Source organism: Curtobacterium sp. 8I-2, assembly GCF_902506155.1.
In the GTDB taxonomy this organism is placed as follows: Bacteria; Actinomycetota; Actinomycetes; order Actinomycetales; family Microbacteriaceae; genus Curtobacterium; species Curtobacterium poinsettiae.
The window spans coordinates 2,097,514-2,118,406 of sequence record NZ_LR732827.1 but is presented as its reverse complement, the minus strand read 5'-3'; the positions used below and the strand labels follow the sequence as shown (position 1 = coordinate 2,118,406).

Here is a 20,893-nt window from a genome sequence, read left to right as displayed (position 1 = left end):
CCCCCCGCGCCGAGCGCCCCTTCGCCGAGCGGGCGGAATGCCGCAGTCACCCCGCCGGGCGACCCGGGTATTTCGCCCGCTCGTCCCGCCGCACGCTGCCCTCGCGCAGAACCGCGCTCCGGCTCGGCACCGGGCACCCAGACCCCGGCCGCGGTGAGCGCCTCGCCGTGGGTCGCCAGCACCTGCGCCGGCGGACCGTCCGCGACGACGCCGCCCGCCGGTTCGAGCAGCACGAGCCGGTCGACCAGGTCGAGCCAGGTGCCGATCCGGTGCTCCACCACGAGCAGGGTTGCCCCGGTGTCGTCGAGCAGTGCCCGGACGGCGTCGTGCACCTGCGCCACACCCTCGGGGTCGAGGTTGGCGCAGGGCTCGTCGAGCACGAGCGCACCGGGCCGCATCGCGAGCACGCCGGCGAGCGCCAACCGCTGCCGCTGCCCGCCGGACAACTGCGCGGTGGAGCGGTCGAGCGGCAGGTCGAGGCCGACGACGTCGAGCGCGGACCGCACCCGGTCCCAGGTCTCTTCGCGGGGGACACCGGCGTTCTCGCAGCCGAAGGCCACGTCGTCGCCGACGCGGGACATCACGGTGTGCGCCTCGGGGTCCTGCATGACGAGGCCGACACGCCCGCGGACCGCGCGGGGGTCGGACTCGTCGACCAGGAGTGTCCCCTGCACCGACGCCGCGGTGGCGTCGGTGGCGTCGGGTTCGTCGGGCAGCACGCCGGCGACGGCTCGCAGGAGCGTCGACTTGCCGGCCCCGGACGGTCCGACGACGGCCACGCGCTCCCCCGGCTCGACGACCAGGTCGACTCCGCGGACGGCCCAGGCGTCCCGTTCCGCGTACCGCCAGCCCCAGCCACGGAACACGATGCGCGCCCCGCGGACGCCGACACCGGCATCGCCACCGGCAGAGGTGGGCGTCACGGACGGAGCGGGCACGGTCACACCAGGGCGCGGGGTTCGCGACGGCTGTGCTCACGGCCGGCGGCGAAGGACGACAGCACCCCCGTGCGGGCGAGTGCCCGCACGATCAGCCAGGAGCCCGCTCCCGCGATCACGGCACCGGAGACGACGGCACAGATCACGTAGACGACCTTGAAGGCGACGTCGAGTCCCGGGTACCAGAGGACGGTGTCGTTGATGCCGAGCGCGAGCCCGGCAGCGGCACCGGCGAGGACGACGACCGGCAGGCGGTAGACGCGGTACAGGAACAGCGCGAGGACGATCTCGGCGCCGAGGCCCTGGACCAGCCCGGCCTCGAGGGTGAGCCATCCCCATTGCGTGCCGAACAACGCCTCGACCGACGCGGCCACCATCTCGCCGTAGAGCGCGGCGCCGGGCTTCCGGACGACGATCGCGACGATCGGGCCGGCGAGCAGCCAGACCCCGCCGAACAGGGCCTTCGTGCCGGGGAGCACGAGGTCCATGACGGCGCTGATGGGTTCGTAGCCGAACTCCCAGACCCGGAAGACGACTCCGAGTGCCACCGCGAGCACACTCGCGACGACGATGTCGACGACCCGCCAGCGCAGCGATCGCCGCGGAGCGGTGGTGACGGTTGTTGACGTGCCTGAAGGCATGCTGCTGACTCCTCCCTGCGCCGGCATGATCCGGATCAGGTTCGACGGTCGGAGCGCCGATCGCTCCCTCTCAGCCCGGCGGTCCCGGACTCCCGTGTGTGTGCCAGCAGTCTAGACGCGGTCGCGACCGCGTGAAGGACTGGAGGCCCGTGGCGGCGTCGCCACGGGCCTCCCGTTGCGTCAGGTGGTCACTTCTTGAGCGCGCGCACCAGCTTGCGCAGGACACGCCCGGCCACCCACACGAAGGGGATGCCCACGACGATCAGTGAGATCGGGTTCGGCTCGAACACCAGGTCCTTGCCCGGGCGACGGACGTAGGCGCCGACGGGGGCCGACAGGCCGCCGCCACCGCCGCCACCGTTCTCGTCGTCCCCGCCGCCACCGAAGCCGAACCAGCTGACGGACACGGGGATGAGGGTCTGGTCGCCGACCTCGACGGGTTCTCCGTAGTTCGTGGAGACCCCGAGCGGGCGGACCTGGTCTGCGATCTTCGAGACGATGTTGGCCATGCGCGCGACGCTACTCGTCCGTTCCTCAACAGGCCGCGGGGCGCCTCACGCATCCACAGCTGGGGCTTGTCTGCGGACGCGGACGAGTGCCGCCGATATGTTGGCCGCACCCACACCTGGAGGACCGTTTGCACACCTGGCCCGGAAACCCGTACCCGCTCGGGGCGACCTACGACGGGAGCGGCACGAACTTCGCGCTGTTCTCCGAGGTCGCCGAGCGCGTCGAACTCTGTCTGTTCGATTCCGACGGCAACGAAGAATGCGTCCGCCTGCTCGAGGTGGACGCCTACGTCTGGCACGCGTACCTCCCCAACATCGGCCCCGGGCAGGAGTACGGCTTCCGCGTGCACGGCCCGTACGACCCGGACTCCGGCGCGCGCTGCAACCCGTCGAAGCTCCTGCTCGACCCGTACGCCAAGGCGACCAGCGGCGAGATCGACTGGGACCAGTCGCTCTTCTCGTACACGTTCGGCGACCCGGACTCGACCAACGACGAGGACTCCGCGTCGCACATGATGAAGGGCGTCGTGATCAACCCCTTCTTCGACTGGCAGGGGGACCGTCCGCCACGCACGCCGTACGGCGAGACCGTCATCTACGAAGCACACGTCAAGGGCCTCACCGAGACCCACCCGGACGTGCCGGAAGAGCAGCGCGGCACCTACGCCGGCGTCGCCCACCCTGCGGTGATCGAGCACCTGCAGCGCCTCGGCATCACCACGCTCGAGCTCATGCCGGTGCACCAGTTCGTGAACGACTCCACCCTGCAGGACAAGGGGCTGTCGAACTACTGGGGCTACAACACGATCGGTTTCTTCGCGCCGCACTCGGCGTACTCGTCGTCGGGCGACCAGGGCCAGCAGGTCCAGGAGTTCAAGACGATGGTGCGCGAGCTGCACCGCGCCGGCATCGAGGTCGTCCTCGACGTCGTCTACAACCACACCGCCGAGGGCAACCACCTCGGCCCGACGCTGTCGTTCCGCGGCATCGACAACGCGGCCTACTACCGCCTGGTCGACGACGACAAGAAGTTCTACATGGACTACACGGGCACGGGGAACTCGCTCAACGTCGGGCACCCGCACTCGCTGCAGCTCATCCTCGACTCGCTCCGCTACTGGGTGACCGAGATGCACGTCGACGGGTTCCGCTTCGACCTGGCGTCGGCGCTGGCGCGTGAGTTCTACGAGGTCGACCGCCTGTCGGCCTTCTTCGAGCTGGTCCAGCAGGACCCGATCGTGTCGCAGGTCAAGCTCATCGCCGAGCCGTGGGACGTCGGCCCCGGTGGCTACCAGGTCGGCAACTTCCCGCCCCAGTGGTCCGAGTGGAACGGCAAGTACCGCGACACCGTCCGTGACTTCTGGCGCGGTGAGTCGTCGACGCTCGGCGAGTTCGCGTCCCGGATCTCGGGCTCGGCCGACCTGTACGAGCACGACGGTCGCACGCCCAAGGCGAGCATCAACTTCATCACCGCACACGACGGCTTCACGCTGTACGACCTGGTGGCCTACAACGAGAAGCACAACGAGGCCAACGGCGAGGACAACAACGACGGCGAGAGCCACAACCGGTCGTGGAACTCCGGCGCCGAGGGCCCGACCGACGACGAGGCCGTGAACGCCCTGCGGCTGCAGCGCCGCCGGAACTTCCTGGCGACCCTGCTCCTGAGCCAGGGTGTGCCGATGCTCGCGCACGGCGACGAACTCGGTCGGTCGCAGTCGGGCAACAACAACGTCTACGCGCAGGACTCCGAGCTCAGCTGGATCGACTGGGACAGCGCGGACGAAGACCTCATCCAGTTCACCGCCGACGTGGTGAAGCTGCGGCACGACCACCCGACGTTCCGCCGGACCCGGTACTTCAACGGCCGTCCGGTCCGTCGTGGCGAGGGCGAGCCGCTGCCCGACGTGGTGTGGCTGACCCCCTCGGGCGACGCGATGGACCCCGAGGACTGGGACTCCGGCTTCGGCAAGAGCGTCGGCATGTACCTGAACGGCGAGGGCATCCGCGGCCGCGATGCCCGCGGTGAGCGCGTCACCGACGTCGGCTTCATCACGTACTTCAACGCCCACGACGACGTCGTGACCTTCACGCTGCCGCCCGAGGAGTACTCCCCCGGCTGGACCGTCCGGATCGACACCGCGGACCCCGGCGCCCGTGACGAGGTGCTCGACGCGGGCACCCCGCTCGACGTCCCCGCACGGTCGATGATCGTGCTCCGCGCCGAGCCCGACCACGAGGTCACGAGCACCCCGGTCGACGCCGAACAGGACGGTGCCACCGAACCGGCAGCACCGCAGGACGCCGTCACCCCGGTCAACCCGGCCGGGTCCACCGCACCGAGCGGAACCGCCCGATGACCGCCGGAACGCCCGGCGCCGCGAACCGCGTGCCCGCGTCGACGTACCGCCTGCAGGTCTCCGCCGACTTCGACCTCGACGCCGCGCGCGACCTGGTCGGCTACGTGCACGACCTCGGCGCCGACTGGCTGTACCTGTCGCCCGTGCTGCAGGCCGAGTCCGGGTCGAACCACGGCTACGACGTGGTCGACCACACCCGCGTCGACACCGACCGCGGTGGCGACCAGGCGATGCGGGCGCTGGCCGAGGCCGCGCACGCCGTCGGCCTCGGGGTCATCGTCGACGTGGTGCCGAACCACGTCGGTGTCGCGACCCCCGAGTCGAACCCGTGGTGGTGGTCCCTGCTCGAACTCGGCCAGGGCTCGCCCGTGGCCTGGGCGTTCGACGTGGACTGGGAAGCCGGCGACGGCAAGCTCCGGGTCCCCGTGCTGGACGACCGGCTGCTCGACGCGATCACGCTGGACACGTCCGACGCCGAGCGTCCGGTGCTCCGCGTCGGCGAGACCGCCTACCCCACGGCGCCGGGCACGGTGCACGACGGCGACACCGTCGAGACCGTCCACGAACGCCAGCACTACGCGTTCGTGCACTGGAAGCGTGCCGACCACGACCTGAACTACCGCCGGTTCTTCGCGGTGAACACCCTCGCGGCGATCCGCGTGGAGGAGCCCGAGGTCTTCGCGGCGTCGCACGCGGTCATCGGCGGCTGGTTCCGCGACGGGCTCGTCGACGGCCTGCGCATCGACCACCCGGACGGGCTGTACGACCCGGCGGGCTACCTGCAGGACCTGGCGGAGCTGACCGGCGGGGCCTACACCCTCGTCGAGAAGATCCTCGAGCCCGGCGAGCAGCTGCCGAGCTCGTGGCCGGTCGACGGCACCACCGGGTACGACGCCCTCGGGGTGCTCGACCGCGTGTTCGTCGACCCGGCGGGCGAACAGTCCCTGACCGCGGCGTCGGGCGCCGAACCGACCGACTGGCAGCAGCTCACGCACGACACCCGACGGGGCATCGCGGACGGCATCCTCGGCAGCGAGGTCGAGCGGCTCGCTCGTCTGCTCGCACCGAGTGCCGTCACGGCGACGATCACGCACGAGCGGATCGTCGACGCGGTCGCCGAGGTCGTTGCCTCGTTCGACGTGTACCGCACGTACCTGCCCGAGGGCGCCCACCACCTGATCACCGCGCTCGAGCGCGCCGCCGCGGCCCGCCCGGACCTCGACGACGTCATCGACCGGATCGCACCGGCCCTCGTCGACCCGACGAACGCCGCGGCCCTCCGACTGCAGCAGACCAGCGGCATGGTGATGGCGAAGGGCGTCGAGGACACCGCGTTCTACCGCACCTCGCGCCTGTCGTCCCTGAGCGAGGTCGGCGGCGACCCGAGCGTCTTCGCGGTCTCGGTGGCGGACTTCCACCAGGCACAGCGCGAACGGCTGGGCAGCTGGCCGCACACCATGACGACGCTCACCACGCACGACACGAAGCGCAGCGAGGACACCCGCGCCCGCATCGCCGTGCTGGCCGAGCTCGGCGACGAGTGGGCCGCCACGCTCGAGCGGCTGCAGTCGCTCGTGCCGCTGCGGGACCGCGTGTTCGCCGACCTGCTCTGGCAGGCGATCGTCGGCGCGCGGCCCGCCAGCCGCGAACGTCTGCACGCCTACGCCGAGAAGGCCTCCCGCGAAGCCGGGGACAGCACCACGTGGACCGAGCCCGACGAGGCGTTCGAGCAGCAGATGCACGCGATCGTCGACGCCGCGTTCGACAACCCGGACGTGGTCGTGGTGCTCGACGCCCTCGACGGGCAGATCGACGCTGCCGGGTGGTCGAACGGTCTCGCCCAGAAGCTCGTCCAGCTCACCGCCCCCGGCGTCCCCGACGTCTACCAGGGCACCGAGTTCTGGGACCGCTCGCTGGTCGACCCCGACAACCGACGCCCGGTCGACTACGCCGAGCGGCGTCACGTGCTCGCCGAACTCGACGGCCCGGACGACGACGGCCCCGAGGACCTGCCGACCATCGGCATCGACGGAGCCGCGAAGCTCCTGGTCACGACCCGCGCACTGCGCATCCGACGGGACCACCCGGAGCTGTTCACCCGCTACCTGGAGCTCGAGGCCACCGGCAGCGCGGCCGACCACGTCATCGCGTTCGACCGCGGCGGCGCCGTGACGATCGCAACGCGCCTGCCGATCGGCCTCGACCGCGTCGGCGGCTGGGGCGACACCCTGGTGCACGCCGTCCCGGTCGAGCGCATCGACCTGCTCACCGGCCGACACGTCCCCGCTGATGGCGGGATCGCGCTGGCCGACCTGCTCACCACCTACCCGGTCGCGCTGCTCGTGCCCGCCGACGCGGTGGGTGCAGCCGGCCACGCCGACGCGGTGACCGCCGTGTCCGACGCGAGCGGTGCCTCCCGGCCCGCCGCCGGCACGACGGACGCCACCGAGTCCGACACGCAGGCCGAGATCGACATCCTGGAGGGTCACGCATGACCGCACCCGACCGTTACGCCGTCTGGGCGCCCGAGCCGGACCGGGTCCGGCTCGTCGTCGACGACGTCGAGTACCCGCTCACCAGGGGCACCGACGACTGGTGGTCCACCGACGCCGTGATGCCGGTGGTCGGCGCCCGGTACGGGTTCCGCATCGGCGACGACGACGCGGTCCGACCGGACCCCCGGAGCCGGTACCAGCCCGAGGGCGTGCACGGCCCGTCCGAGGTCGTCGACCCCGCTCGGTTCGCGTGGACCGACGAGTCGTGGACCGGACGCCCGGCCCGCGGCGCCGTGATCTACGAGATGCACATCGGCACCTACACGCCCGAGGGCACGCTCGACGCCGCCGCCCAGAAGCTGGACCACCTGGTCGAGCTCGGGGTCGAGTTCGTCGAACTGCTCCCCGTCAACGCGGTGAACGGCGAGTGGAACTGGGGCTACGACGGGGTCGGCTGGTTCTCCGTGCACGCGCCGTACGGCGGCCCGGACGCCTACGACCGGTTCGTCGACACGGCGCACGCGCTGGGGCTCGGTGTTATCCAGGACGTCGTCTACAACCACCTCGGCCCGAGCGGGAACTACCTGCCGCTGTACGGCCCCTACCTGCTCGCCGGGCTCGGCAACACCTGGGGCGACTCGGTGAACGTCGAGCACCCCGAGGTCCGTCGGTACGTCCTCGACAACGTGCGCATGTGGTTCCGCGACCACCACGTCGACGGGCTCCGGCTCGACGCCGTGCACGCGATCCGCGACACCACCCGCCCGCACGTGCTGGCGTCGATGGCCGACGAGACCGACGCCTACTCGTCGTTCATCGGGCGTCCGCTGTCGCTCATCGCGGAGTCCGACCTCAACGACCCGGTGATGTTCCGGCCGCGCGAGGCCGCCGGGTACGGCCTCGCCGGACAGTGGTCCGACGACTTCCACCACGCCGTGCACGTGGCGCTCACCGGTGAGACGAACGGCTACTACGCCGACTTCGCTCCGCTCTCGGCGCTGGCGAAGGTCCTCCAGGACGGCTTCTTCCACGACGGCACCTGGTCGTCGTTCCGCGGTAAGCGGCACGGCCGACCGATCGACCGTGGGACCTCCCCCGCGACGGCCCTGGTCGTCGCGAACCAGAACCACGACCAGATCGGCAACCGAGCCGCCGGCGACCGGCTGGCCGCGACCCTCGACGACGAGGGGCTCGTGATCGCCGCAGCCCTGACGCTCCTCGGGCCGTTCACGCCGATGCTGTTCATGGGCGAGGAGTTCGCGGCCTCGACACCGTGGCAGTTCTTCACCTCGCACCCGGAGCCCGAGCTCGGCACGGCCACCGCCGAGGGGCGCATCGCCGAGTTCGCCGAGCACGGCTGGGACGAGTCCGCCGTGCCGGACCCGCAGGACCCGACGACGTTCACGAACTCGAAGCTCGACTGGGCCGACGTCAGCTCGGAGCGCGGTGCGGCGATCCTGCGCGCGTACCGGGTGCTGATCGCCCTGCGTCGCACCGACCAGGCGTTCGTCGACCACCGGTACGAGGCGAACACCGTCCGCTTCAGCGAGGACCGTCGCTGGCTCGTGCTCACACGCGGACTGCTCGGCCCCGACGTCACGCCGGTGCACGTCGTCGTGAACTTCGCCGATGACGCTGCCGAGGTCCCCGTCCCTGAGGCCGAGGGCGAGGAGCTCTACGGCTTCGGGGCGACCGAGGTCGATGCCGGCGTCGTCCGGTTCCGCGGCCGAGGCGTGGTCGTGCTGCGCTAGACGCGCGTGCGCGTGCTGCGCTAGACGCGCGTGCGCGTGCTGCGCGAGCCGCAGTCCCGCACACACGAACGGCGACGAACCCCCTGGTTTCGTCGCCGTTCGTGCGTTGGTGTGTTCGTGTGTTCGTGGACTCAGGCCGCGTGGTCGGCCACCGCGTGCGCGTTCTTCCGCACGGAGGGCAGCTTGCGGTGGTCCTTGACCAGGGAGCGGGTCTCACGGATGCGACGGTCGATGCCCCACTTCGTCACGAGCGCGAGGCTCTCGCGGACGATGTTGCCGCTCATCTTCGAGACACCGAACTCCCGCTCGGTGAACGTGATCGGGGTCTCCACGACCCGCAGGCCTGCCTCGAGGGCGCGCCAACAGAGGTCCACCTGGAAGCAGTACCCCTTCGACGCGACGCCGGCGAGGTCGATCCGCTCGAACGCCTTCGAGGTGAACACCCGGAAGCCGCCGGTGGCGTCGCGCACCGCGATGCCGAGTGCGAGGCGGGTGTACAGGTTGCCGCCGCGGGACAGCAGGAGCCGGTACCAGGGCCAGTTCTCGACCTTGCCGCCCTTGACCCAGCGGGAGCCGAGCACCAGGTCGTTGGAGTCCGCGAGCTCGAGCATCCACGGCAGGTACTCGGGGTGGTGGGAGCCGTCGGCGTCCATCTCGACGAGCTTGGCGTAGCCGTGTTCCAGGCCCCACGCGAAGCCGGACAGGTACGCCCCGCCCAGGCCGTCCTTGACGGTGCGGTGCAGCACGTGCACACGGTCGGTCTCGGTCGCGATGACGTCCGCGATGTCGCCGGTGCCGTCGGGTGAGTTGTCGTCGACGACGAGCACGTGCACCGTGTCGTCCGTCGCGGCCAGCGTGCGTTCGACGATGGGCCGGACGTTCTCGGCTTCGTCGTAGGTCGGGATGATGACCAGGGTCTCGCTCATGGTGCTCCTCGTGCTCCACCCGAATGTACCGAACGGCGGCTGCGGTCCTCCGAAGAGCGCGCTGCGAACCTGATCAGCGAGACCGGTCCTCGTCTGGGTGACGGCGGGGTGCACCCGCACCGGGACGGACGGGAGGCCCGGTGCCAGCTGGCACCGGGCCTCCCGTCCGCCGGTCGGTCGCGTCTACGCGGGGCGCGAAGACGGGGACACGTTCTTGGACGCGTCGCGCTCCGGGATGTCGCCGAGTGCCTCGTCGATCGCCGCGAGGGCGTCCGCGTCGAGCTTGACGCCGGCGGCCTTGACGTTGTCGGTGACCTGCTGCGGACGCGAGGCACCGACGATCGCCGAGGCGACGTTCTCGTTCTGCAGGGTCCACGCGATCGCGAGCTGCGCGAGCGTGAGGCCGGCTTGGTCCGCGACGGGCTGCAGGCGCTGCACGGCTTCGAGGACCTCGTCGCGCATGAACCGCTTGATCATGTCGGCGCCGCCCTTCTCGTCCGTGGCCCGCGAGCCCTCGGGCAGGGGCTGACCGGGCTTGTACTTGCCGGTCAGGACGCCCTGCGCGATGGGCGACCAGACGATCTGCGACAGGCCGAGCTGCTTCGAGGCCGGGACGACCTCACCCTCGATGACCCGCCACAGCATCGAGTACTGCGGCTGGTTCGAGATGAGCTGGAAGCCGAGCTCCTTGGCGAGTGCGGCGCCGGCGCGGATCTGCTCGGCGGTCCACTCGCTGACGCCGATGTAGAGCGCCTTGCCCTGACGGACGACGTCGGCGAAGGCCTGCATCGTCTCCTCGAGGGGGGTCTCGTAGTCGTAGCGGTGCGCCTGGTAGAGGTCGACGTAGTCGGTCTGCAGCCGCTCGAGCGAGCCGTCGATCGACTCCATGATGTGCTTGCGGCTGAGGCCGACGTCGTTGTGCCCCTTCGGGCCCGTCGGCCAGTAGACCTTCGTGAAGACCTCGAGGGACTGGCGCCGCTCGCCCTTGAGCGCCTCGCCGAGGACGGTCTCGGCGGCGGTGTTGGCGTACGTGTCCGCAGTGTCGAACGTGGTGATGCCGGCGTCGAGCGCTGCCCGAACGCACTGGGTGGCGACGTCGTTCTCGACCTGCGAGCCGTGCGTCAGCCAGTTGCCGTAGGTGATCTCGGAGATCTTGAGTCCGGAGTTGCCCAGGTACCTGAATTCCATGGTCCCGACGCTACTGGAGTGAGCGCGCACGTGAGGGGTCCCGCGAGTGCCTGTCGGGCGCGGGTGGGGCGGGGGTGCGGGTGNCCGGCGCGGCCGGCCGGCGCGGCCAGGCGGCGCGGACGGGCGGTGGGATCGGCGAGCAGGATCGGCGAGCGGGCGAAATGCCCAGGTGTGCTCGACGACGCACCGGGACATCTCGCCCGCTCGCCGTGAGAGCGCTTCGGGCGATCCCTCGGGAGGCAGTTCCCGAGCGTCCAACGGCCCCGCCGACGAGCCCCGCGAACCCCGCGAACCCCGCGAACGGGCGAAACACCGGCGTGCGACGGCGGGATGCGCCCGGTGTTTCGCCCGTTCGACGGTGTCGCCATCCCTCCACAACCGCACGAGCGCGGTCACGATCCACAATGGAGGCGCTACTCCCGTCCGCACCGTCAGCTCGCGGCCACGATGTGGAGATGACCGCCAGACGCCGGCTCCCGATGGCACTCCGTGACGCTTCCTTCCGGGTGCGGGACGCGCTGCACCGCGGGGTCTCGCGTGGTCGCCTCGACGCACGCGACCTCGTCCGACCGTTCCACGGCATCCGGTCCGCGTTCCCCCCGGAATCCGTGGACGAACGTGCTCGGGCACTCGCTCCTCGACTCCGCCCCGATCAGGTGTTCAGTCACGTCACCGCCGCAGCGGTCATCGGCGTCCCCCTCCCCCGTCGCCTCGAACGTGATCAGCGGTTGCACGTCACGACGATCGGCACCGACCAAGCGCTCCGGGTTCGTGGCACGGTCGGCCATCGAGCGCGGTACGGGTCGGTCCGGGCGACGATCGCCCGAGGTGTGCCGCTCACCACACCTGCCGACACCTTCGTCGCGCTCGGCTCGATGTTGACGCTCGACGAACTCATCGTCGCCGGGGACGCGCTCGTCGGGTGGCTCGGCTGGGCAACGCTCGACGAACTCGCTCTGGCTGTCCGTCGGCGACGTGGCATCCGCGGGATCGTGAAGCTCCGCCTCGCGCTCGAAGAGATCCGGCAGGGTTCTCGGTCGCCGGGAGAGACCAGGACACGACTAGCGCTGCTCCGCCGCGGACTCCCGGAACCCGCGCTCAACCACGATGTCGTCGTCGACGGGGAGTGGATCGCGTGCGTGGATCTCGCGTACCCCGAGGCCAGGGTGGCGATCGAGTACGAGAGCGATCTGCACCGCACCGATCCAGCCAGCTTCCGCAAGGACCTCACGCGCGGTGAGCACCTCAAGGACGTCGATTGGTGGCTCGTCAGGGTGACGGCGGACGACCTTGCGCACGGAGTCGAGCGCTTCGTCAACCGCATCCGTCGGCTGCTCGACGTCGGTGCCCGAGGAGCCCACGACACGCGGTTTGCGACACTTGGGTGAACAATGGTTGACGCTTCAACCAAAACGGTGCACACTGTCGTAGTATCAACTCGATGCAGGCGCATGGAACGCGCCGCACCGCAGACTCTCGTTCGGAAGAAGGACCACCATGACGCTCACCGCTGACACCGTTCCCGGCTACCAGACCGGCACCTGGAAGATCGACCCGACCCACTCGGAGGTCACCTTCTCGGTCCGCCACCTCGCCATCAGCAAGGTCAAGGGCAAGTTCGAGACGTTCGACGCCACCGTCGTCACCGCCGAGAACCCGCTCGAGTCGACCGTCGAGGCCAGCATCGACGTCGCGTCGATCAACACCGGTCAGGAGCAGCGCGACCAGCACCTCAAGACGAGCGACTTCTTCCTCACCGAGGAGCACCCGCAGCTCACCTTCCGTTCCACGAGCATCGAGGCGAAGGGCGACGACCTGCACATCTCGGGCGACCTGACCCTGCGCGGCGTCACCAAGCCCGTCGTCCTCAAGGCTGAGCTCGGCGGATTCACCACCGACGGTTACGGACAGGTCAAGTTCGGCGCCGAGGCGACCACCAAGATCGACCGCACCGAGTTCGGTGTGAACTGGAACGCGGCGCTCGAGGCCGGTGGATTCACGCTCGGCAACGACGTCACGATCAACCTCGACGTCCAGTTCGTCCTCCAGGCGGCCTGAGCCTCCTCGTACTCGTCGCCCCACTGAGGGCACCGAACGGCACCACCCGAACCCGAGACGAACGCCCCGACTCCCGACGGAGTCGGGGCGTTCGTCGTTCCCGCGCTTCTTTGCCGACCACGAGCGGGCGAAATGCCCGGACCATCACCCTCATGAGCTTGGCATCTCGCCCGCTCGTCGGCCTGTGCACCCATGCCACGCCGCGCCACCAACGAGCGGGCGAAACACCCTGCCGATCCCCGTGGCGCTCCTGGTATTTCGCCCGCTCGCGGGACCGCGAGCGGGAGCGGGACGAGCGGGAGCGGGACGAGCGGGAGCGAGACCGGCGGGGGCACGCGCCGCGGCCGCGAGCCCGCGTACCGTGGGGCGCGCAGGGGCCGCCGGGGAATCCGCACGCCGAACCCCGAGTTGCACGAAAGGCACCACCACCACCACCCGCACCGCCCGCACGACGAACAGGAGCACCACCATGGCCACCGACTGGATCGCGATGCAGGCCCTCGCGGCAGCCGAGTTCGGCCGCCGCGTCGCCGCCGTCACCGACTGGGACGCCCCCACCCCCGACTCCGAGTGGTCCACCCGCGACCTCGTCGCCCACGTCGTCGACGAGCAACGGTGGATCCCGAAGCTCCTGACCGGGTGCGACTACGCCCAGGCGCAGGCCGACCTCGAACCCATCGGCGATGACCTGGTCGCGGAGTGGCACCGGTTCGCCACCGCAGCCACCGACGCCTGGCGGAACGCCCCGCAGGACACCCCCGTGCACCTCAGCACCGACGTCGTGCCCGCCGCGCAGTACCTGACCGAGCAGACGAGCGACATCACGATCCACACGTGGGACCTCGCCCGGGCGACCGGCACCGAGGAGTCCCTGCCCGACGAGCTCGTCCGTGCCGTGTGGGAGTACTTCGAGCCGCAGATCGAAGACCTGGCGGCGACTGGCCTCTACGCGCCCCCGGTCGACGTCACCGATGACACCCCGCTGCAGGTCCGCCTGCTGGCCGTCACAGGCCGCGATGCCAGAGTGTCGGCATGACCACCGACACGAGCGGCACCACCACGGAGACGAGCAGCATGACCACCGACACGAAGCGCCTCGGCAACTCGGGGCTCGAGATCAGCAGCGTCGTCCTCGGCATGATGTCCTACGGCGACCCAGACCGGGGCTCGCACGCCTGGAGCGTCGGCATCGACGAGGCCCGCCCGTTCGTCCGCCGTGCGTTCGAAGCCGGCATCACGACCTTCGACACGGCGAACGTGTACTCGGATGGCAGCAGCGAGGAGATCACCGGCACGCTCCTGGCCGAGCTGGCTCCGCGCGAGGACGTCCAGGTCTTCACGAAGGTCTTCAACCGGATGCGCCCTGGTCGGAACGGCGCCGGACTGTCCCGCGCGGCGATCATGCACGAGATCGACGCGTCCCTGACCCGCCTGGGCACGGACTACGTCGACCTGTACCAGATCCACCGCTTCGACCCGGAGACCCCGGTCGAGGAGACGATGGAGGCCCTGCACGACGTCGTCAAGGCCGGCAAGGCGCGCTACATCGGCGCGAGCAGCATGTGGGCGTGGCAGTTCGCCGAGATGCAGCACACCGCCGAACGCCACGGGTGGACGAAGTTCGTCAGCATGCAGGACCAGTACAACCTGCTCGAGCGCGAGGAGGAGCGCGAGATGCTCCCCTTCTGCGAGCACACCGGCGTCGGCGTGATCCCGTGGAGCCCCCTGGCCCGCGGCCGTGTCACGCGCCCCTGGGACGCCTCCGGGTCGGGTTCGCGCGCGCAGACCGACGAGTTCGGCAAGACCCTCTACAAGCAGGACGAGGACGCCAACCGCGCGATCGTCGACACGGTCGAGGCCGTCGCCGCCGAGCGCGGCGTCCCGATGGCGCAGGTCGCCCTGGCCTGGGTCGCCGGCAAGCCCGCGGTCTCCGCGCCCATCGTCGGCGCGACGAAGGAGCACCACATCGACGACGCGGTGGCCGCAGCGTCGCTGACGCTCACCGACGACGAGGTCGCGCGACTCGAGTCCGCGTACACGCCCCGGGTGCCGTCCGGTTTCTGACGCACCACCAGACGGACGGGAGGCGCGGATCGGCCTGGTCCCGTTCCTCCCGTCCGTCGTCACCCCCACGGCCCGCGACACGCCGTCGTGTCGGTACCACGCCTGCGTCCTCGCGCAACGCCTCCGCATCGTCGAGACGCCGCCGGACAGGGCGGCGTCTCGACGAGACGACGGCGTCCTGCGCAGGCGATCCCTGGGAGCGGCTACGCGCCGCGCTCGAGTCGTGCGATGCGCACGAGCGCTGCGCGCTCCGTGCCGGTCTGGTTGCCGAGCACGCCCCCGATGCCGTCGAGCACCAGGCCGGCCGTGCGGCTGACGGGCAGCTCGACAGGACCGATCACCGGGGCCCGCAGGCCGAGCATCGAGCGGTGGCGGGGGTCCAGCGTCGACACGGCGCCCTGGAACAGGGCCTGGTAGCCGGGCCGAAGCATCAGCGCGAGCGGCGGGTTCCGGATGAACTTGACGACGTCACGGGTGCGGGCCGTCACCGCCAGTTCGCCACGGTCGAGGTACCCGTTCATCTGGGCACGGAGCTCCGCCTCGGATTCCGGCGGGTCCTCGACGCGCATGAGCCGGCCGGCGGTCGCCCACTCGCGCACGTAGGCGTCGGCTCCTCCCGGGATCGGATCGCCCCAGCGCTGCGCGGCGCGGAGGAACGCGTCCGTGAAGGCCAGGTGGACCCAGCGCGCCATAAGCGGGTCGTTGGCGGAGTAGTCCCGCGTGGTGCCGTGTCCGTCGACGTACTCGCCGCGGACCCGCTCGTGCAGGCGCAGCACCCACTCGCTGGCCCCGCGGGCGGTGGCGGTGTCACCGTGCGAGACGGTGAAGATCCAGCGGATGGTGCCGGCGAGGCGGCCGAACGGGTCCTCGCGGTAGCGGGAGTGGTCGGCCACGCCGGCGAGGACCCCGGGGTGGAGGGCCTGGACGAGCAGCGCCCGGACCCCGGCGACGATCGTCTGCTTGCCGCCGTGCACGGACCACGTCGCGGAGCCCGGGCCGAAGAACCCGGCGTCGGTGCCCTGCTCGAGCTCGTCGATCCACTCCGGCTTGCTCGTCGCGCCCCCGGTGAACGTGTCGTTGAGGCGGGACCGGAGGGCGTCGGAGACGGAGGGCATGGCGTCATCGTCCGTCCGCCCCCTGGGAACGCACTCGGCTTCGCGCGGGCCGACCGTTCCCAGGGTGCACGGGGGTCGCCCGCTACGTTGGTCGAGTGAGCATCGACACGCCTCGTCCCTGGCTTGCCTCGTACGCCCCGGGGGTCCCGCACGACATCGAGGAACAGAGCGGTTCCCTGTACGACCTGGTCGAGCAGTCGGCCCGGAAGTTCCCCAGGCAGGTCGCCCTCGAGTTCTTCAAGCGCACCACGAGCTACGCCGACCTCGAGGAGCAGATCCTCCGCGCGGCGAACGGCCTGCGGAAGCTCGGCGTGGGGGCGGGTGACCGCGTCGCCATCGTGCTGCCGAACTGCCCCCAGCACATCGTGGCGTTCTACGCGGTGCTGCGGCTCGGCGCGATCGTGGTCGAGCACAACCCGCTGTACACGCCGCGGGAGCTCCGCCACCAGTTCGAGGACCACGGCGCCAAGGTCGCCATCGCCTGGGACAAGTCCGTCGCGACGCTGCAGGACTTCCCGGCCGACGTGCACCTCGACGCGATCGTCTCGGTCGACATCACCCGTGCGATGCCCCGGAGCACCCGGCTCGCCCTGGCGCTGCCGGTCGCGAAGGCCCGCGAGTCCCGCGCGAAGCTGACGACGAAGGTCCGTGGCACGGTGAAGTGGGACGACGTCGCCGACACCCGCAAGCTGTCGAAGCGGCACCCGCGCCCGGCCACCGACGACGTCGCACTGATCCAGTACACCTCCGGCACCACCGGGACGCCGAAGGGTGCGGTCCTGAGTCACCGGAACCTGCTGGCGAACGCCGCCCAGGCCCGGGCGTGGGTGCCGCAGATCCGCCGCGGCGACAACGTCGTGTACGCGGTGCTGCCGATGTTCCACGCCTACGGTCTGACGCTCTGCCTGACCTTCGCGATGAGCATGGCCTCGCGGCTCGTGCTCTTCCCCGCGTTCGACCCCGCTCTGGTCCTGAGCGCCATCAAGCGTCACCCACCGACGTTCCTGCCGGCCGTGCCGCCGATCTACGCCCGGCTGCAGCACGCCGCCGACTCGGCGAAGGTGTCGCTCAAGGGCATCGAGATCGGCATCTCCGGCGCCATGCCGCTCTCCCAGGACATCGTCGAACCGTGGGAGGCCCGGACCGACGGCTACCTGGTCGAGGGCTACGGCCTGTCCGAGTGCTCCCCCGTCCTGATGGCCAACCCGGTCTCCCCGGAGCGCCGCCTCGGGTCGATCGGCCTGCCGTTGTCCTCCACCGAGGCACGCGTGGTCGACCCGGACGACGACACCAAGGTGCTCGGTGTCGACGAGCCCGGCGAGCTGCAGGTCCGTGGCCCGCAGGTGTTCCGCGGCTACTGGGGCAAGGCGGAGGCCACCGATGAGGTCTTCACGCCCGACGGCTGGTTCCGCACCGGCGACATCGTGGCCATCGGCGCCGACGGGTACGTCCGGATCGTCGACCGCCTGAAGGAACTCATCATCACCGGCGGCTTCAACGTGTCGCCGTCCGAGGTCGAGGACACCCTGCTCAAGCACCCCAGCGTCAAGGAGGTCGCGGTCGTCGGCATCACGCAGGGTGGCAACGAGCAGGTCGTCGCCGCGGTCGTGCCGAAGGACCCGTCGACGTTCGACCCCGCGGCGCTGCGGGCCTGGTCACGCGAACACCTGGCGGCGTACAAGGTGCCGCGCCGGGTCGTCGTGGTCGAGGACCTGCCGCGCTCGATGATCGGCAAGGTGCTGCGGCGGAAGGTGCGCGACCAGATCCTGGACGGCTGACGCGCCGGCGCCCGGGCGGCGCGGCAGGGCGCAGACGCCGCTGCTCGTCAGCTGAGGCGTCGCGCGGGCAGCGCCAGCACGGACAGCCCGACCACCACGAGCACGATGCCGGTCCAGCCGCCGAGCCCCAGGTGCTCCCCCACCACGAGCACCGCCAGCACCGCGGCCACGACGGGCTCGAGCAGTGAAAGCAGCGTCGCGACCGATGCCGTCACCGACCGGAGTCCGACCGCGTACAGCGAGTGGCCGATGACCGTCGGCACCAGCGCCAGGTACAGGAACACCGGCCAGTCGTCGGCCTCGGCCAGGAACTGCCCGCCCGCCACCACGGCGAGCACGACGAGCGGCACCGCGGCCATGCCGAACACCGCTCCGACGAGCCCGCGCTCGTTCGGCCCGCGAGCTGCCCGTGCCGCAGCGACCCCGACGTCGCCGCCGACCCGCATGGTGTCGGCCTCGGCGCGACCGACGGCGATCGGCATCCGGCTCGTCGCCGCGTGCATCCCCCGCGCCACCGCCCACGAGTACAGCGCGTACGTCAGACCGGCGACCAGGGCGCTGCCGACGCCGACCGCGAGCGATCGCCCGCCGTCGCCGTGCCCGGAGCGGGCGAGGGTGACGACGACCATGCCGACCACGCTCACCAGGGTGGCCACGAGCCAGCGGCGCGTGACGGGCCTGCGGTCGACGACCCACTCGACCAGGCCGGCGAAGACGGGCGACGAGCCGATGGCCAGGGTCGTGCCGAGCGCGACACCCGCGTCGGCGAGGGCCGCGTAGAACGCGATCGCGTAGACCACGAGCGACACGGCACCGAGCAGGGCCCAGCCCCGGGTCCGGCGCTGGCCCACGGCTCGCAGGGTGCCCCGGCCCGCGGTCGCCGCGAGCACGAGCCCGCCCAGGCCGAAGGTCACCGCGCCGAACACGAACGCCGGCACACCGGGCGCGAAGTGCGTCGCGGTCCCGGTGGTGCCCCACACCGCCGCGGCGACCACGATCGCCGCCAGGCCGCCGACGGGCCTGGAGGCACGTCCTGCGCCCGGTCCGCGGCTCACGCGACGTGGACGTTGGGCCGTCGGTTGACCTCGGGTTCCGCTTCGCGCAGGACCTCGCGCGTCACGGGGGCGACGTCGCCGGCACCGGTGAACACGAAGCGCAGGGCGTTGCGGATCGGGCTGCCCTCGTTCCACTCGAAGTAGATGCTCGGCACCACACCGGCGAGGTCGCGGATGGCGAGGAGGGTCGACGCGATGGTGTTCGGGACGTTGCCGGAGCGGACCTTGAGCACGCGGAACCCGTGGATGACGTGCCCTTCGACCACCAGGTCCTCTTCGAAGTCGGACGAGTCGGCGGGCAGGACCTCGAGGAACATCGTCGGCACGCGCGCCGGGATGCCGGAATCACGACGTTCCTCGCGCCCCTTCGCCCGGTACGCCTCGGCCGTGCCGGCACCGGGCTCGTTGGCGATGATGCAGATCGAGCTGAACTGGTCGGCATCGGCCTCGACGAACTGGCGGGCAGTCGCGTCCAGCTCGATCGACGACGCCCGGAGTTCGAACGAGCGGCGCACACGCGAGATGAGCGAGACCACGACGATCGCGATGATGAAGATCGCCGCGATCCGCACGCCGTCGGGCCGCTCGATGACGTTGGCGACCGTGGTGTAGACGAACACGACCGAGATCACGCCGAACGCGATGGTGCGCTTGCGCTGCTGCTTGCGGCGCGCGGACAGCGTCACGGCGACCGCGGCACTCGTGATGAGCACGAGGACGCCGGTGGCGTAGGCGCCGCCCTGGGCGTCGACGTCGGCCTGGAAGATGATCGTGATCACGAACGCGATGAGCGTGAAGATGATCACGAGGGGACGCACGGCGCGAGCCCACTGGGGTGCCATGCCGTAGCGGGGCAGGAACCGCGGCACGAGGTTCAGGAGCCCGGCCATCGCGCTCGCGCCGGCGAACCACAGGATGGCGACGGTGGAGAAGTCGTAGATCGACCCGAACACGCCGCCCATGTACTCGTGCGCCAGGTACGCCAGGGCACGACCGTTCGCACCACCGCCCGGCTGGAACTCGCGCTGTGGGATGAGGAACGTCGTCACGATCGACGAGGTGATGAGGAACGAGCTCATGATCAGCGCCGCGACCGTCAGCAGCCGCTTCGTGCCACGGATCCGGCCTTCGGGTCGGTCGCTGGTGCCGTCGGTGGCGTCGCCACGGACCTGCGGCATCACCGCGACGCCGGTCTCGAACCCGGAGAGCCCGAGCGCGAGCTTCGGGAACACGATCAGGGCGATGCCGACCATGACGAGCGGGTTGCCGTGCTGCGCCGTCAGCCCGGACCACCAGTCGCTCGCGACCATCGGGTTCTCGAACACGTGCCAGAGCGCGACGATGATGACGACGGCGTTCAGGGCGAGGAACACGGCGACGAGCCCGACCGCGATGCCGATGGCTTCCTTGAAGCCGCGCAGGAACACGATGCCGAGCAGGAGCAGCAGCGCCAGGGTGAGCGGCACCGGGATCTCGGTGAACCAGTGCGGCGTGTACGGGTTCTCGGCGATGTGCGCCGTGGCGTCGGCCGCCGACAGGGTCATCGTGATCATGAAGTCCGTCACGGCGAACCCGAGCAGCACCAGCACGAGCAGCTTGCCGGCCCACCACGGCAGGAGCTTCTCGAGCATCATGATCGACCCGGCGCCCCGGAAGCTGTCGTGGGCGATCCGGCGGTACACCGGCAGCGCGCCGAACAACGTGACGAGCACGAGGACGATCGTCGCGATCGGCGACAGCAGCCCCGCGGCGAGCGCGGCGATGGCGGGCTGGTACCCGAGGGTGGAGAAGTAGTCCACGCCGGTCAGGCACATGACCCGCCACCACGGGTGGGTCTTCTCGACCTCGACCTGGTGCGGGCCCTGGTGGGAGGCTCCCTGGTCGGCCCCGTGCAGCATCCACCGGCGCAGGCGGGTGCTGCGGTCGAGGGGCTGCTCGGTGGCGTCGCGCTGGGCGGCCCGCTCGGCGTCTGTCGCGGTCACGAGGATGATGCTAAGCCGTCCGGGTGACCCCCG

Annotated in this window: 16 protein-coding genes and 1 riboswitch; of the genes, 8 read left to right on the top strand and 8 right to left on the bottom strand. The window is 70.9% G+C overall.

Annotation, left to right across the window (positions count from 1 at the left end; genetic code table 11):
• The 3 genes from BOSE127_RS13770 to BOSE127_RS13760 all read right to left on the bottom strand — a co-directional run.
• A partial coding sequence (locus BOSE127_RS13770; protein ID WP_201300455.1) for an ABC transporter ATP-binding protein occupies positions 1-923 on the bottom strand: 923 nt, incomplete at its 3' end.
• Positions 924-940: 17 nt separating this feature from the next.
• Positions 941-1,579, bottom strand: a complete 639-nt coding sequence (locus BOSE127_RS13765; protein ID WP_159557649.1) for an ECF transporter S component — start codon at positions 1,577-1,579, stop codon at positions 941-943.
• A riboswitch (TPP riboswitch) is annotated at positions 1,574-1,685 on the bottom strand. Its footprint overlaps the gene before it by 6 nt.
• Positions 1,686-1,767: 82 nt before the next feature.
• A complete protein-coding gene (locus BOSE127_RS13760; RefSeq protein WP_027464636.1) occupies positions 1,768-2,088 on the bottom strand; it encodes a hypothetical protein in 321 nt (106 codons plus the stop codon).
• A 128-nt stretch (positions 2,089-2,216) separates the two neighbouring features.
• On the opposite strand from BOSE127_RS13760, the gene glgX reads away from it, so the two are divergent.
• From glgX to treZ, 3 genes are read left to right on the top strand one after another with little or no spacing between them, the layout of a single operon-like run.
• Positions 2,217-4,448, top strand: coding sequence for a glycogen debranching protein GlgX (gene glgX / locus BOSE127_RS13755; protein WP_042538299.1), 2,232 nt, complete (start codon positions 2,217-2,219; stop codon positions 4,446-4,448).
• Positions 4,445-6,943, top strand: a complete 2,499-nt coding sequence (gene treY, locus BOSE127_RS13750; RefSeq protein WP_159557647.1) for a malto-oligosyltrehalose synthase — start codon at positions 4,445-4,447, stop codon at positions 6,941-6,943. The genes glgX and treY overlap by 4 nt, the downstream gene beginning before the upstream one ends.
• Complete coding sequence (gene treZ / locus BOSE127_RS13745; RefSeq protein WP_159557645.1) at positions 6,940-8,694, top strand: malto-oligosyltrehalose trehalohydrolase; 1,755 nt, start codon at positions 6,940-6,942, stop codon at positions 8,692-8,694. Before treY ends, treZ begins: the two co-directional genes overlap by 4 nt.
• A 131-nt stretch (positions 8,695-8,825) precedes the next feature.
• Here treZ and BOSE127_RS13740 read toward each other — a convergent pair whose 3' ends face one another.
• Both BOSE127_RS13740 and BOSE127_RS13735 read right to left on the bottom strand, forming a co-directional pair.
• The gene (locus BOSE127_RS13740; protein ID WP_159557643.1) at positions 8,826-9,620 is read right to left on the bottom strand and encodes a polyprenol monophosphomannose synthase; all 795 of its coding nucleotides are present in this window, start codon (positions 9,618-9,620) and stop codon (positions 8,826-8,828) included.
• Positions 9,621-9,803: 183 nt separating this feature from the next.
• Entirely contained in the window at positions 9,804-10,808 is a 1,005-nt protein-coding gene (locus tag BOSE127_RS13735) for an aldo/keto reductase family protein (RefSeq protein ID WP_056073081.1), read from the bottom strand.
• Positions 10,809-11,263: 455 nt separating this feature from the next.
• Here BOSE127_RS13735 and BOSE127_RS13730 point away from each other — a divergent pair, with 455 nt between their 5' ends.
• The 4 genes from BOSE127_RS13730 (at position 11,264) to BOSE127_RS13715 (ending at position 14,930) form a co-directional block, all read left to right on the top strand.
• On the top strand, positions 11,264-12,196 hold the full coding sequence (locus tag BOSE127_RS13730; protein WP_071251204.1) for a hypothetical protein: 933 nt from the start codon (positions 11,264-11,266) through the stop codon (positions 12,194-12,196).
• Positions 12,197-12,305: 109 nt separating this feature from the next.
• Positions 12,306-12,866, top strand: coding sequence for a YceI family protein (locus tag BOSE127_RS13725; RefSeq protein ID WP_017886977.1), 561 nt, complete (start codon positions 12,306-12,308; stop codon positions 12,864-12,866).
• 469 nt (positions 12,867-13,335) lie between these two features.
• Positions 13,336-13,902, top strand: a complete 567-nt coding sequence (locus tag BOSE127_RS13720) for a TIGR03086 family metal-binding protein (protein WP_042541377.1) — start codon at positions 13,336-13,338, stop codon at positions 13,900-13,902.
• The gene (locus BOSE127_RS13715) at positions 13,899-14,930 is read left to right on the top strand and encodes an aldo/keto reductase (RefSeq protein ID WP_310809457.1); all 1,032 of its coding nucleotides are present in this window, start codon (positions 13,899-13,901) and stop codon (positions 14,928-14,930) included. Before BOSE127_RS13720 ends, BOSE127_RS13715 begins: the two co-directional genes overlap by 4 nt.
• A gap of 203 nt (positions 14,931-15,133) precedes the next feature.
• Here the strand turns inward: BOSE127_RS13715 and BOSE127_RS13710 are convergent, their stop codons facing one another.
• Entirely contained in the window at positions 15,134-16,045 is a 912-nt protein-coding gene (locus BOSE127_RS13710) for an oxygenase MpaB family protein (RefSeq protein ID WP_159557641.1), read from the bottom strand.
• A gap of 95 nt (positions 16,046-16,140) precedes the next feature.
• On the opposite strand from BOSE127_RS13710, the gene BOSE127_RS13705 reads away from it, so the two are divergent.
• Complete coding sequence (locus BOSE127_RS13705; protein WP_042541379.1) at positions 16,141-17,823, top strand: long-chain-fatty-acid--CoA ligase; 1,683 nt, start codon at positions 16,141-16,143, stop codon at positions 17,821-17,823.
• A 47-nt stretch (positions 17,824-17,870) separates the two neighbouring features.
• Here the strand turns inward: BOSE127_RS13705 and BOSE127_RS13700 are convergent, their stop codons facing one another.
• Positions 17,871-18,878: a DMT family transporter gene (locus BOSE127_RS13700; RefSeq protein WP_159557639.1), complete on the bottom strand. Its 1,008-nt coding sequence runs from the start codon at positions 18,876-18,878 to the stop codon at positions 17,871-17,873.
• Positions 18,875-20,776 (bottom strand): amino acid transporter, encoded by a 1,902-nt coding sequence (locus BOSE127_RS13695; RefSeq protein ID WP_228499484.1) that lies wholly within the window; start codon positions 20,774-20,776, stop codon positions 18,875-18,877. Before BOSE127_RS13695 ends, BOSE127_RS13700 begins: the two co-directional genes overlap by 4 nt.
• Positions 20,777-20,893: the final 117 nt, after the last annotated feature.

Coding starts and splice junctions, on each gene's coding strand:
- BOSE127_RS13765 (WP_159557649.1), bottom strand. CDS start 1,579: ATGCCTTCAGGCACGTCAACAACCGTCACCACCGCTCCGCGGCGATCG.
- BOSE127_RS13725 (WP_017886977.1), top strand. CDS start 12,306: ATGACGCTCACCGCTGACACCGTTCCCGGCTACCAGACCGGCACCTGG.
- BOSE127_RS13710 (WP_159557641.1), bottom strand. CDS start 16,045: ATGCCCTCCGTCTCCGACGCCCTCCGGTCCCGCCTCAACGACACGTTC.
- BOSE127_RS13695 (WP_228499484.1), bottom strand. CDS start 20,776: ATGCTGCACGGGGCCGACCAGGGAGCCTCCCACCAGGGCCCGCACCAG.
- BOSE127_RS13730 (WP_071251204.1), top strand. CDS start 11,264: ATGACCGCCAGACGCCGGCTCCCGATGGCACTCCGTGACGCTTCCTTC.
- treZ (WP_159557645.1), top strand. CDS start 6,940: ATGACCGCACCCGACCGTTACGCCGTCTGGGCGCCCGAGCCGGACCGG.
- BOSE127_RS13740 (WP_159557643.1), bottom strand. CDS start 9,620: ATGAGCGAGACCCTGGTCATCATCCCGACCTACGACGAAGCCGAGAAC.
- BOSE127_RS13760 (WP_027464636.1), bottom strand. CDS start 2,088: ATGGCCAACATCGTCTCGAAGATCGCAGACCAGGTCCGCCCGCTCGGG.
- BOSE127_RS13720 (WP_042541377.1), top strand. CDS start 13,336: ATGGCCACCGACTGGATCGCGATGCAGGCCCTCGCGGCAGCCGAGTTC.
- treY (WP_159557647.1), top strand. CDS start 4,445: ATGACCGCCGGAACGCCCGGCGCCGCGAACCGCGTGCCCGCGTCGACG.
- BOSE127_RS13735 (WP_056073081.1), bottom strand. CDS start 10,808: ATGGAATTCAGGTACCTGGGCAACTCCGGACTCAAGATCTCCGAGATC.
- BOSE127_RS13715 (WP_310809457.1), top strand. CDS start 13,899: ATGACCACCGACACGAGCGGCACCACCACGGAGACGAGCAGCATGACC.